At 60.9% G+C, this 11,834-nt stretch carries 14 protein-coding genes; 7 read left to right on the top strand and 7 right to left on the bottom strand.

Annotated elements, in window-relative coordinates:
* Positions 1–493 precede the first annotated feature (493 nt).
* Entirely contained in the window at positions 494–1,513 is a 1,020-nt protein-coding gene (locus E6C55_RS32705; protein WP_136374034.1) for a LacI family DNA-binding transcriptional regulator, read from the bottom strand.
* A gap of 151 nt (positions 1,514–1,664) precedes the next feature.
* On the opposite strand from E6C55_RS32705, the gene E6C55_RS32700 reads away from it, so the two are divergent.
* From E6C55_RS32700 to E6C55_RS32680, 5 genes are all read left to right on the top strand, one after another.
* Positions 1,665–3,455: an L-fucose isomerase gene (locus tag E6C55_RS32700; protein WP_136374033.1), complete on the top strand. Its 1,791-nt coding sequence runs from the start codon at positions 1,665–1,667 to the stop codon at positions 3,453–3,455.
* Positions 3,456–3,470: 15 nt separating this feature from the next.
* Entirely contained in the window at positions 3,471–4,127 is a 657-nt protein-coding gene (locus tag E6C55_RS32695) for a class II aldolase/adducin family protein (RefSeq protein WP_136374032.1), read from the top strand.
* A gap of 33 nt (positions 4,128–4,160) precedes the next feature.
* The gene (locus tag E6C55_RS32690) at positions 4,161–5,663 is read left to right on the top strand and encodes a rhamnulokinase (protein ID WP_136374031.1); all 1,503 of its coding nucleotides are present in this window, start codon (positions 4,161–4,163) and stop codon (positions 5,661–5,663) included.
* Positions 5,664–5,708: 45 nt separating this feature from the next.
* Positions 5,709–6,143, top strand: a complete 435-nt coding sequence (locus tag E6C55_RS32685) for an RbsD/FucU family protein (RefSeq protein ID WP_136374030.1) — start codon at positions 5,709–5,711, stop codon at positions 6,141–6,143.
* A gap of 652 nt (positions 6,144–6,795) precedes the next feature.
* On the top strand, positions 6,796–8,487 hold the full coding sequence (locus tag E6C55_RS32680) for a PucR family transcriptional regulator (RefSeq protein WP_168736004.1): 1,692 nt from the start codon (positions 6,796–6,798) through the stop codon (positions 8,485–8,487).
* A gap of 97 nt (positions 8,488–8,584) precedes the next feature.
* Here E6C55_RS32680 and E6C55_RS32675 read toward each other — a convergent pair whose 3' ends face one another.
* The 6 genes from E6C55_RS32675 to E6C55_RS32650 form a co-directional block, all read right to left on the bottom strand.
* Complete coding sequence (locus E6C55_RS32675) at positions 8,585–8,704, bottom strand: MYXO-CTERM sorting domain-containing protein (RefSeq protein ID WP_136374028.1); 120 nt, start codon at positions 8,702–8,704, stop codon at positions 8,585–8,587.
* Between the two features lie 118 nt (positions 8,705–8,822).
* Positions 8,823–9,239 carry a spore germination protein GerPE gene (locus tag E6C55_RS32670; protein WP_136374027.1) on the bottom strand — a complete coding sequence of 139 codons (417 nt, stop codon included), beginning with the start codon at positions 9,237–9,239 and terminating at the stop codon, positions 8,823–8,825.
* A complete protein-coding gene (locus E6C55_RS32665) occupies positions 9,236–9,442 on the bottom strand; it encodes a spore gernimation protein GerPD (RefSeq protein ID WP_136374026.1) in 207 nt (68 codons plus the stop codon). Before E6C55_RS32665 ends, E6C55_RS32670 begins: the two co-directional genes overlap by 4 nt.
* Complete coding sequence (gerPC, locus tag E6C55_RS32660) at positions 9,439–10,080, bottom strand: spore germination protein GerPC (RefSeq protein ID WP_136374025.1); 642 nt, start codon at positions 10,078–10,080, stop codon at positions 9,439–9,441. The genes E6C55_RS32665 and gerPC overlap by 4 nt, the downstream gene beginning before the upstream one ends.
* A gap of 15 nt (positions 10,081–10,095) precedes the next feature.
* Positions 10,096–10,329, bottom strand: coding sequence for a spore germination protein GerPB (locus E6C55_RS32655; protein WP_136374035.1), 234 nt, complete (start codon positions 10,327–10,329; stop codon positions 10,096–10,098).
* The gene (locus E6C55_RS32650) at positions 10,329–10,565 is read right to left on the bottom strand and encodes a spore germination protein (RefSeq protein ID WP_136374024.1); all 237 of its coding nucleotides are present in this window, start codon (positions 10,563–10,565) and stop codon (positions 10,329–10,331) included. The genes E6C55_RS32655 and E6C55_RS32650 overlap by 1 nt, the downstream gene beginning before the upstream one ends.
* Positions 10,566–10,714: 149 nt before the next feature.
* On the opposite strand from E6C55_RS32650, the gene E6C55_RS32645 reads away from it, so the two are divergent.
* On the top strand, positions 10,715–11,173 hold the full coding sequence (locus tag E6C55_RS32645) for a hypothetical protein (RefSeq protein ID WP_136374023.1): 459 nt from the start codon (positions 10,715–10,717) through the stop codon (positions 11,171–11,173).
* Positions 11,174–11,255: 82 nt separating this feature from the next.
* Positions 11,256–11,459 (top strand): hypothetical protein, encoded by a 204-nt coding sequence (locus tag E6C55_RS32640; RefSeq protein ID WP_136374022.1) that lies wholly within the window; start codon positions 11,256–11,258, stop codon positions 11,457–11,459.
* Positions 11,460–11,834 lie beyond the last annotated feature (375 nt).

Raw genomic sequence — 11,834 nt, 5'->3', positions numbered from 1 at the left:
TCTACAAATAACCATTCTGTGAAAGATGCGTCGAAGAGCCGTATGCGGGAATTCCGCACGTACGGATCTGTGAGGGGGACGGGCACAATCCTCGAAAGGAGAGGCCCTACCTACTCGACCATAAAATGTGCCCGGGAGAGGTGGAATCGGCGGATGAATGTGACAAGTCGAGTGTGGCGAGGTCGGGAGGGGCTGCGAGGAACGTGTGCGAGGCCGGGCGCTTAATGGGACGTGAGCGGGAGCGCGGGCCGAAATCGAATAAGGCGCGCAGCAGTTCGAGCATCATTTCGCGCGCCCACGGATAACCCCGAAGTATTCGTCTACCATGCATACCCTCTGACATTCCGCCGCCGCTCAGTCTCCTACTCCACCGTCACACTCGGTCACCTGCTCTGCCACACCCCCGCCACTCCTTCACCCGACCGGCATCCCGCCGAGCACTCTGACCGCTCCGCCTCCCGCTCCGCCGAGCACTCCGCCGGAGCGGGAGGCCTCACTCCGGCAGCTTGGCGACCGAGCGGCGGACGACGAGCTCGGCCGGGAGCACGACGCGGCGCCAAGGCTGCGCGGCCGCTCCGCGTTCTTCGATGCGCTCGATGAGCATCTGCATGCCGAGATAGCCGAATTGGTAGGCCTGCTGCGCGATGACGGTCAGGAACGGATCGATCTCCGAGTACGGGCCGAGATCGTCGAAGCCGACGACCGACAGATCGTCCGGCACTCGCAGGCCCCGGGCGTGCAGCGTGCGGATGACCTCGACCGCGAGCACGTTGTTGCCCGCCACGATCGCGGTCGGGGCGGGGTCCATCGAGTCGAGCCAGCTCTCGATGTCCGACAGGTCGCTCTTCGGCTCGAAAGCCGATTCGAGCACGTACTGCTCGTCGTAGGCGAGGTCGCCAAGCTTCAGCGCTTCGCGGAAGCCTTCGAGCCGCAGCCGCGCGCTCGAGATCGTGGGCAGGCCGTTGATCAGAGCGATGCGGCGATGCCCCAGGGAGATCAGATGATCGACGAGCTTGCGCGCGCCTTCCTTCGTGTCGCCGAGCACGACGTCGCTGCCCATGCCCGGCACCTCGCGGTCGAGCAGCACGAACGGGACGTTGTGCCTCCGCAGGCTCTCCAAGTGGGGGAGGGACGAGTCCGAAGCGGGAGCGATGAGCACTCCGTCCGCGCGCGTCGACAGAATCGTGTCGATATAATCCTTCTCCTTCTGGGAGCTCTCGTCGGAGTTGCCGAAGAGCAGGCGGTAGCCGCTCTTCTTCGCGGCGTCCTCCGCCCCTCTCGCAAGCGTCGTATAGAACGGATTCGTAATGTCCGTGATGAGCAGGAACAGCAGCTTGCTCTGCTGCAGGACGAGGCTGCGCGCCATATGGTTCGGCACGTAGTTCAGCTCATCCATTACCCGCTGCACCTTGGCCCTTGTTTTGTCGCTGATCTTGCCCGTGTTATTGATAACCCTGGACACGGTCATCGCGGATACGCCCGCCTGCGCAGCGATGTCATAGATCGTAACCATATGCAGAGCTCCTTGCCTGATCTTATTTGGTTTTTTCAGCGTCTTATTTGTTTTTTATCTTACCGAACTTCCCGGTTGACAGCAAGAGATATCCCTGTTACTTTGATGTTATCGGTAACATTTTTTTAAAATTATCCGGAGGTGCGATGAGATGGCAGAGCAAGCATTTCGTTGGAAGGGCGAATTCCCCAAGATCGGCATTCGGCCGACGATAGACGGACGGCGCAAGGGAGTCCGGGAATCGCTCGAAGAGCAAACGATGAACATGGCCAGAGGCGTCGCCAAGCTGATTGCGGAGCATCTGCGTTATCCGGACGGAACCCCCGCCCAGTGCGTCATTGCCGACAGCACGATCGGCGGCGTGGCGGAATCCGCCGCCGCTGCAGCGAAATTTTCCCGCGAGAATGTAGGGGTATCGATAACGGTCACGCCTTGCTGGTGCTACGGCACCGAGACGATGGACATGAACCCTTCGACGCCGAATGCGATCTGGGGCTTCAACGGCACGGAGCGCCCGGGCGCGGTTTATCTCGCCGCCGTATTGTCCGCCCACGCGCAGAAGGGACTCCCGGCGTTCGGCATCTACGGTGAAGACGTGCAGGACTCGGGCACGACCGACATTCCGGAAGACGTGAAGGGCAAGCTGCTCGGCTTCGCTCGCGCCGGCCTTGCGGTTGCGATGATGAAGGGCAAGTCGTACTTGTCGATGGGCTCCGTCTCGATGGGCATCGCGGGTTCGATTGTAAGCGATTCCTTCTTCCAGGATTACTTGGGCATGAGAACGGAATACATCGATATGAGCGAATACAATCGCCGCATGAACGAAGGGATCTTCGATCCGGTCGAGTTCGAGCGCGCGCTCGCTTGGGTCAAGGAGAACTGCAAGGAAGGGACGGACAACAACCCGGCTCAGCTTCAGTCCTCCCGCGAACGCAAGGACAGCGAATGGGAGACCGTCGTCAAGATGGCGCTGATCGCCCGCGACCTCATGGTCGGCAATCCGCGTCTTGTCGAGCTCGGCTTCGCCGAAGAGGCGCAAGGCCATAATGCCATTGTCTCGGGCTTCCAAGGCCAACGCCAATGGACGGACCATATGCCGAACGGCGACTTCCTGGAAGCGATCCTGAACTCGTCGTTCGACTGGAACGGCATCCGCGCTCCTTATATCGTGGCGACGGAGAACGACAGCCTGAACGGCGTCGTCATGCTGCTGGGCTACCTGCTGACGAACACGGCGCAGATCTTCGCGGACGTTCGCACGTACTGGAGCCCGGACGCCGTTGAGCGCGTGACCGGCCACAAGCTGAGCGGAGACGCAGCCGGCGGCCTCCTGCACTTGATCAACTCCGGAGCCGCTACGCTCGACGGCACGGGCGAACAGACGAAGGACGGCCAGCCGGTGATGAAGCCGTTCTGGGAGATTACGGAGGACGAGGCGCAGAAGTGTCTGGACGCGACGTCCTGGCGCCCGGCGTCGGTCGAATACTTCCGCGGGGGCGGCTTCTCCTCGGACTTCCTGACGCGCGGCGGCATGCCGATGACGATGTCCCGCTTGAATCTGGTGAAGGGGCTCGGTCCGGTGCTGCAGATTGCCGAAGGGTATTCCGTCGAGCTTCCGCAGGACGTGCACGACACGCTCGACAAGCGGACCGATCCGACGTGGCCGACGACGTGGTTCGCGCCGACGCTGACGGGCGAAGGCGCGTTCGCGAGCGTGTACGACGTGATGGACAACTGGGGAGCGAATCACGGTTCGATCAGCTACGGCCATATCGGCGCCGACCTGATCACGCTCGCCTCGATGCTGCGCATTCCGGTCAGTATGCACAACGTTCCCAAGGAGAAGCTTTTCCGCCCGCGGGCTTGGGGGCTGTTCGGAACGGCGGAATCGGAAGGCGCGGACTATCGCGCTTGCGCGAACTTCGGGCCTCTGTACAAGTAAAGGAGAGAGAATTCGATGAGCAGTCAAGCCATACGCGAGGAATTGTGCAAGTATGCGAGGAAGACCGTAGCGAACAAGCTGGTCGTCGGTCCCGGGGGCAATATCAGCGCGCGCCACGAAGGCAAGATGTACCTGTCCCCGAGCGGCTTCGCGCTTGATGAGATCTCGCCGGAGCAGTGGGTGGAGGTCGACATTGCGACGGGAGAGGTGACCGATATCGGGCTTCGCCCGTCGTCGGAGGTGCTCATGCACCTGTACGCCTATCGCGAGAATCCGAATATCGGGGCCATGGTGCACACGCACCCTCCTTATTGCATCGCCTTCACCCTGGTGGAGAAGGAGCTTCCGATCATGTTCCCGGACCAGGCGGCGCTCGTCGGGAAGACGGTGTACGTCGATTACGTGCTGCCGACGACGGACCGGCTGGCGGACGCGGTTGTCGAGAAGATCGGCTCCTCGACGATCCTGCTCGGCAATCACGGCCTGGTCACGACCGGGCGCAACCTGCGCGAGGCGTATTACCGGACGGAGGTCGTCGAGGAGAGCGCGAAGATCTTCCTGATCGCCAAGGCGATCAAGGAGCCGAAGGTGCTGACGCGCGAAGAGACCGACGAGATTGCCTCGCTCGAGAGCGAAGCGTATCGGATCCAATTGCTTCAGAAAATGAAGTAAGAACGGTGCGCGTCAGCGAGAGGAGGAGTGGTCATGAATATCGCAAGGACGGCGCTTGCCTTCGATCTGGGGGCGGGGAGCGGCCGCGCCTTCGCAGGGCGGCTTATCCAGGGAGAGGGCGGCTCGCGCAAGCTTGAAGTGACGGAGGTGCACCGGTTCCCGAACGAGGCCGTTCAGGTCGGCGAGCACCTTCACTGGGATATCCTCCGGCTGCTGAACGAGCTGAAGAAGGGCATTCGCTTGTGCCGGCAGATGGGCTTCGAGCCGACGACGTTCGGCATTGACACGTGGGGCGTGGACTTCGGTCTGCTCGACGCGAACGGGGAGCTGCTCGGCAATCCCTATCATTACCGCGATCCGCACACCGATGGGCTCATCGAGGAGATCCATGCGCTCGTCGGGGCCGAGGCGCTGTACCGCGAGAGCGGCTTGCAATTCATGCCGTTCAACACGGTGTATCAGTTGTACGCAATGGTCAAGGCGGGTTCGCCGAAGCTTGAGATCGCCCGCACGCTGCTGCTGACGCCGGACTTGCTGACTTATCTGCTGACCGGCATCCGGAGCTGCGAGTACACGATGGCGACGACAACGGCGCTCTTCGATCCGGCGAGGCGCGAATGGAACAAGCCGCTTATGGAACGGCTCGGCATTCCTTCGGAGATGTTCCTGAATCCGGTCTCTCCGGGCACGATCGTCGGCTCGCTGTCCGAGAGCGTTGCCAGAGAGCTGAACGCGCCTAAGCTGCAGGCGGTCGCGGTCGGGACGCACGATACGGAATCCGCGATTGCGGCCGTGCCGGCGCAAGGGGGCGGGTTCGCCTATCTGGTGTGCGGAACGTGGTCCTTGCTCGGCACGGAGCTGCTGGAGCCGCTGCTGACGGACGAGGCCCGAGAGCTGGAGTTCTCGAACGAAGGCGGGGTCGGGGATACCTTCCAGCTTCTGAAGAACATTATGGGGCTGTGGATTCTGCAAGAATGCAGGAGGGAGTGGGAGGAGCTCGGCGAGAGGATCGGTTATGCCGAGCTGGCCGAGCGGGCGGAACGGGCCGAGCCGTTCCGCAGCCTGATTCACCCGGACGATGCGCGCTTCTTCGGCCAGGGGGACATGCTTGGGCGGATTCGCGAGTTCTGCGAGGAGACCGGCCAATTGGCGCCGCGCGAGCCGGGGGAATACGCCCGCTGCATTCTGGAGAGCTTGGCGCTTCGCTACCGCCAGGCGCTGGAGCAGATGGAGAAGCTGACGGGCGCGGGCTTCGCCGGTCTGCACATGGTCGGCGGCGGCATCCAGAACAAGCTGCTGTGCCGCTTCACGGCGAGCGCGATTGCTCGCCCCGTCTGGGCGGGGCCGGTGGAGGCGAGCGTCATCGGCAACATGCTGGCGCAATTCATCGCCACCGGCGAATGCCGCGACCTGGACGAAGCGAGGCGCCTTGTGCTGGATTCGTTCCCGATCGAGACGTACGCGGCAGAGGCGGCGGAGAGCGGCTGGGTGGAGGCCTACGAGCGATACGCCGCTTACGGCCGCGCGAATGCGTGAAGGTTGACGTGAAGGTTGAATAGAGATTTTAGGAGGCAAAGCCGGATGTTGCGAGGAATCCCGAGTTTAATCTCGCCTGAGCTGCTCAAAATTCTTATGGAGATGGGGCATGGCGACGAGATCGTTCTGGCCGACGGCAATTTTCCGGCCGCCAGCCATGCGCAGCGTCTCGTGCGCGCCGACGGGCACGGCATCCCGGAGCTGCTGAGGGCGATCGCGAAGCTCATGCCTCTCGATCCGTACGTCGATCGACCGGCAGCCCTTATGCAGGTGGTGCCGGGAGACAAGACGGAGACGCCGATCTGGGGCGTGTACGGCGACATTCTGCGCGAGGAAGCGGGACTGGACGTTCCCTTCGAGCACGTGGAACGCTTCGCCTTCTATGAGCGAGCCCGCGCAGCTCATGCGATTGTGGCGACCGGAGAAGGAGCGCTGTACGCCAACGTAATCCTGAAGAAGGGTGTGCTTCCCGCGAACTAACGGCTCCTGACGGACAAACCGTCTGACTGGGGCCCAAGCGGGGGAATGCCGACCGAACCATCGACTGAACTGATCATTCGAACACATTATCGTTGGAACGACCGCGACAATGAAGCCGGGCGCCGAGAGGCTGCCGACGGCTTCTTTTTTTGTTCCTGTGAATCGTCACTTGGAAGCGCCTCTTGGAGTCAAGCGAGCCCGGGCAGCTTTTGCCGGCGTTATGGCTCTTCTCCCATTGACTCAGGGGCTTGATTCGACTGTCGACGCATTCCGGTGCGGCGGAGTTGGCGGGCGAGAGCCTGAGCGATCGGGAGAGGCGGCATAATGGGATTGGATTGGCGTTGCCGGCTGTTTTATCTGCATGTGCGTTACTAATCATCACATACATATCGGCGTTTCTCGGTGAGACGTTGGCGGCATCCAACAAAATTTTCATAATTAATATAGAAGAGGGCTAAAGACATTTGCTTAAATGTGTTATAAAATATAACATAAATAAAGAAAAACCAAAAACGTCTTGATTACTCGTTATGTTATCTTACGCAATTAGAGTTCGCCGCGATAGATAGGGGCGTGCTGGGCGGAGGTTTGAGACTTCGTTCGCAGCCGACGTCGATCTGCCAGGGGCGGCGCAAGACTAGGAGGAATGGGAATGGCTGCAATCCCTCGCAAGGAATCGAATCACGACCCTCGTCCCGGAGATGCCGCCTTTACGGTTAGGGAGCTGCTGCGGCTGCCGCTGTTCCTGCAGGCCCGGCTGGTGGCCGGAGAGAGGGGGCTGCAGGGCACGGTCGCGAGAGTAAACGTGATGGAGGTTCCGGACATCGAGCCATGGGTGCGCGCGGGAGACCTGCTGGTGACGACGGGGTATCCGTTCCGCGAAGATCAAGGCAAGCTTCTGCAGCTCATTCCCGAGCTGGCCAAGCGAGGAATCGCGGCGCTGGGCATCCAGACGAAGAGATTTATCGACGAGGTGCCGAAGGAGGTTATCGAGGAAGCGGAGCGGCAGCGCATTCCGCTGATCGAGCTGCCTCCGGACATGAGCTTCTCCGATGTTGTCCGCACGGTCATGGAGAATGTTCTGGCGCAGGAAGCGGCTCTGCTCGCCGATCTTCAGAACCGGATCTCGAGCATGACCCGGCTGCTGCTCGACGGAAGCGGGCTGTACGCCTTCCTGGATGCCATGGAGATGATGCTCGGCAACCCGGTTGCGGTCGTTCGGGAGCAGGAGAAGCCATGGTTGTCCGAAGGGCTTCGCAACGCGGACCCGGTCGAGGTATGGCCGGTCGTGCAGTCGCTCACGTTCCGCCATGTCGGCAGGGGACTCAGCAACGGCTTCGTGCTGCTGCAGAACTCTTTCCGGGCGTACGTCAATCCGATTCCCGCCCAGCGGATGAAGCAGGCGTGCCTTGTGCTTCTGGAGCGGAACCGGGATATCGTGCCGATCGACGTGCTGAGTGTCGAGCGCTTGTCGTCTCTGGCCGGCCTGGAGCTGGCGAATGTGGAAGCGGTGCGCGAGGTGGAGGGGAAGTACCTGGACCAATTCCTGCAGGACTGGCTCCTCGGCAAGTTCGTCTCGGAGAGCGACTGGAAGCTGCGCGCCGAGGTGTGCGGTTGCACGATTCCCGAGCAGACGCCGCTGTGTGCCGTCGTCGTCGGGATGACGGACCCGGCGCCGCCCGCGGAGAAGCTGCGCGAGCTTGCTCGCCGGCTGCGCTCGGAACGGCTGCGCGTTGTCGATGCGCTGCTCGCCGCGCCGGTCGGGGGGGATCTTGTCCTGATCGTGCCGGTGCCGGAATCGCTTAGGCCGGAGGCTCAGGCGGAAGCCTCGCCGACAGGCTTGCTGCAGCGCCTTCTGACGGAGCTGCGTCCGCTGCTCGGCGATCCGGAGCTTAAGCTCTACTCGGGGCGGGTAGCCGAGCGGGCGGATCGGCTACCCGCGAGCTTGTCCCAAGCGAAGCGGGCGCGCCAAGTCGCGGAGGTATGCGGCTTGCTCGGAGAAGTGGTCACCTATGACCGCTTGGGCGTCTATTCCTTGCTCTATCTCATTCCTTCCAGCGAAGAGAGGGAGCAATTCCTGCAGCGCTTCTCGCTTCCGCTGCAGCAAGCGGACAAGAAGGGCGGCGGGAGGCTCATGGAGACGCTTGAGATGTTCTTCCGATGCAACGGGAATATCAAGCTGACTTCGGAGAAGCTGTTCGCCCACTACAATACTATCGTTTACCGGCTTGATAAGATCCAGAGCATCCTCGGCGTGTCGTTGGACGATCCGGAGGACCGGCTGCAGTTGCAGCTCAGCCTGAAGCTCGGCCAGATCACGCCCGGCAGCTCCGGAGCGATCTGACCGAGCAGTTGCGCCTCCGGCGGCATTGCAGCGCCGGAGAAGCTAAAACCGCCTTGCCGGATAACCGGCAAGGCGACATGCGGGTGGCGGGTCTATCCTAGACCCAGCCGGCGCGAAGGATGATGACCAGCAGGATGAAGAGGACAAGAGCGAATGCTGCGGTGCCCATGCCGCCATAAGTCGTACCGCAGCCCGTGCCTGCAACCGGATAGCCCATCGTGCAACCCTCCCGAGTTTTGTGTTTGTGATGTCGTATCACAATGACAGGATATGAGGGGAGGCGGGTGCATTCCTGTGCGTTTGTACCCATTGCAATGACCCACGGCCAAAATCAGCTAATATCCCGGTTGCTGCTCCGCGTCCCGATTGTTGAACTGGAGATCGTTGAACTGGCGAATATTCACGATGCGCGATTCTCCCCCGATGGGGCCGGAGCATCCGAAGCGAAGCACCGAGGACGTGCTGATCCCCAGCACGCAGACGTTCCCGACGCGGATGGGCGATCCGGCGGACGAAGAGTTCAGCCGAGCGGGAGGTTCGCCGCCCGGCTGCAGCTTCAGCTTGTAGAACAGCGGATAAGCGGAGAAGCGGGTCTCGTCCTTGTCGTAGATCGGCACCGCCCGCTGAACGGCGATGAGCCGATTGGTCGAGGTCGTCGCTCCGGCGGCGTCTCCGAATTGGACGATGCCGGAGGAGGAGACGGTGTTCACGTAAACGAAGCCCGCCGTCACGAGCCGGCACGTCAGCGTCATTCTTCCTCCTCCTCCGGAAGCTCGGGCAGCGGCACAAGCGGGCCGATAATGACCGATTCCGGCGGCGTATCGAAGTATGAATAGAGGGTGAACGATTCGGTGTCTCCGATCAGCAGAGCGGATGAGCTGGCTACTCCTCGCACCGCAAGGCCGCCGATCGTGACGGGGCCGTTATTTACGTTTATCTCAATCGGGGCGGTCATTCGGCCGTTCCTCCTCCCGCAGAAGGCGGAACGGCGAAGTTGCCCAGATAGCGACGGATGGCCGTGCCGATGTCCTTCTTCGTCTTCTCCATAACTCCCAGCCTCCACTTGCTCTGTTCCTCCTCGGCGCCGTTCGCCGGGTAAGGGGCATTCCTCGCGTAATAATGAACCCTCTCGTTCAATTGGGCGCTGATGTCGTCGACGATCAGCTTCCGGTGCTGCCCGTCGATGCGGGCGCCCATCTGAGCGGCCGTCCGGTCGATGATAGTCGGCGCCTCGCGCTCCATGTAGGCGATCGCTTCCCGCTGCAGCTCCCGGATGCGGGCGGCCGCCTGGTCCTCGGGCTGAGGCGGAGCGCTCCACATGCCCGGCACGGGCACTTCGAAGGAATCGACTCCTTGCATCGCTTGAGGCGTCAGGCCGATATTGAGCGTCCCGTCGAGCTTCGATACTTTAAGCTGGTCGAAGTTGTATTCGACGTGAATGGGAGGGCGATTCTTCAAGTCGTCGATCTCTCTCTGCATGGCGTCGATTCGGAGGAGCGCTTGCTGGAGCTGCTGTTCGAGAAGCTGGCACTTCTGAAGCCAGGCCTGCCATTCGACCGCTTGCTGCGTTGCGCCGTACCATGGGGAGTTCATTGTTGTTCACTCCTCCTACGTCGGATTAGGCAAGGGAACGAGCGAGAGCAACTGATTCTCTTCCTGAACCTCCTGCTGGACGCCGCTGCCGCCGAGCTGCGGGGCGGGCTCGGTATAGCCTCCGCTATTGTAGAGCTGCGAGAGCGACTGGATGCTGCCCGCGCTGCCAATCTGAAGGACGGAAGAATTCGTCACCGCGTCGACTCTAAGCTGACCTATCGTGATGGTCTGGGTAATATTCCACTGGATCATACGACACCGTTGTTGCCCAGGTTGTTCTCCGTGGAGTCTTGAACGTCTTGGTCCGCGGTGTTCGTCGCGCTGATGAAGTTATTCGTGCGCGGCAGGTCTCCCGTCACGAACGAGCCGGCTCCGGCATACGACTTGCTCGTGCTGGCAGGGCTGATCTGGATCGAGTCCCCGAATTGAACGACGGCACTGGAGCCTACGCTGAGGATTTTCACGGCACCTATAATGCATGGCACGGGCGAATCAGCTCCTTGGCACAGAATCATGCTTCAGTGTATGAAGGCGAATGCCCAGAGGTTCGTCAGGATCGCAAGCGCATTGCGGACACCCGTCGGGGAAAATAGGCATAAGCTGATGGCATCAAAGCGACGGAGGGGGAGGAAGAGTGTCATCCTTCTTTGACAGCGGACCGCTCCCCGACTTCAAGGAGATTCAGAAGTTCCTGGGCCGGGAGCTGCCTTGGAAGCTGCTGGAGCAGTGGGACAAGGCGAATGACAACGCTTGGCTGAACGAGTACGTCAACAAGATTATGCAGAAGGCCAAATCGCCGCCGCGCAGCGGCGAGAAGGCGGTCGTGAAGGCGGAGACGTCCAGAGGCGACAAGCACGTGAACGTGACGCTGCGGTTCGCGCCGCAGGTGACGCCGGAGGAGCTCAGGCTCCACGCGACATCAGAGAGGCTTCGGATCACCGGCTTGCCAGGCGGCGGCAAGCATGTCGTGAGGTTCCCCGGCCTCGTATACGCGAGATCGGGCAGAGCGGCCTGGAACGACGGGAGACTGACGATAAGATTTAAGAAAAGGCCCGAAGATCGCCAAGAAGTCGAATTGTTTATTCCCGAATGAATCCGTTATAATGGAACCACAAGATGCGTGTCCATGTTCCCAAGAGAGGACCGCAACGCATCGTAAGGGAGGATTCGGGTTCGTGGGAGAAATTACGGACGTATCGAACGTATCGGCAGGCTTGTTCGTGATCGGGGTCATCTTCATTCTGCTTGTCGGCTCGCTGTTCAGCATGGGAGTGCTGAGTCTGTTCCAGCAGAAGAAGCGGCTGGGGACGCTTTACTTCGGAGGCTCGGTGCTGAGCTTCGGCCTGATGCTCTTCGTCGTTCTGACGTGGTTCGATTAAGCGAGGCCGGTTAAGCGACTGATCAGCGGACAGAATAGGAAGAGCCTGTGCAGCCGTCGGGGTTCCAGCCCTGGCGGCTGTTGCTATTTTGTGGAAGCTTTAGCCCGCCGTCGCAAATATGCTCGCAACTTTCTGATGCTCTCAGGCGTTATATGTAGAGTACTTATCCTAATATCGCATTCGTGTCGCAGCAAAGTCCAGCGGTATGATGTCAAGTCCTTGAAACGTGCGAATTGGAAATTTCATTCGCGCATCAAGCAAGGAGCAGTAGAAAAAAGGTACACCAAACTAAACCCAGTCGAAAATCAAGGCTAATACCAGATTTTTACTGGGAATTCCGTGAAGGACTTTGGCAAAGGAGGCGTTAATCCTTCG

This window comes from Cohnella fermenti (assembly GCF_004801405.1).
GTDB lineage: Bacteria > Bacillota > Bacilli > Paenibacillales > Paenibacillaceae > Cohnella > Cohnella fermenti.
Note: the sequence above shows the minus strand (reverse complement) of the source record. Positions and strands in the feature narration are given on the sequence as shown.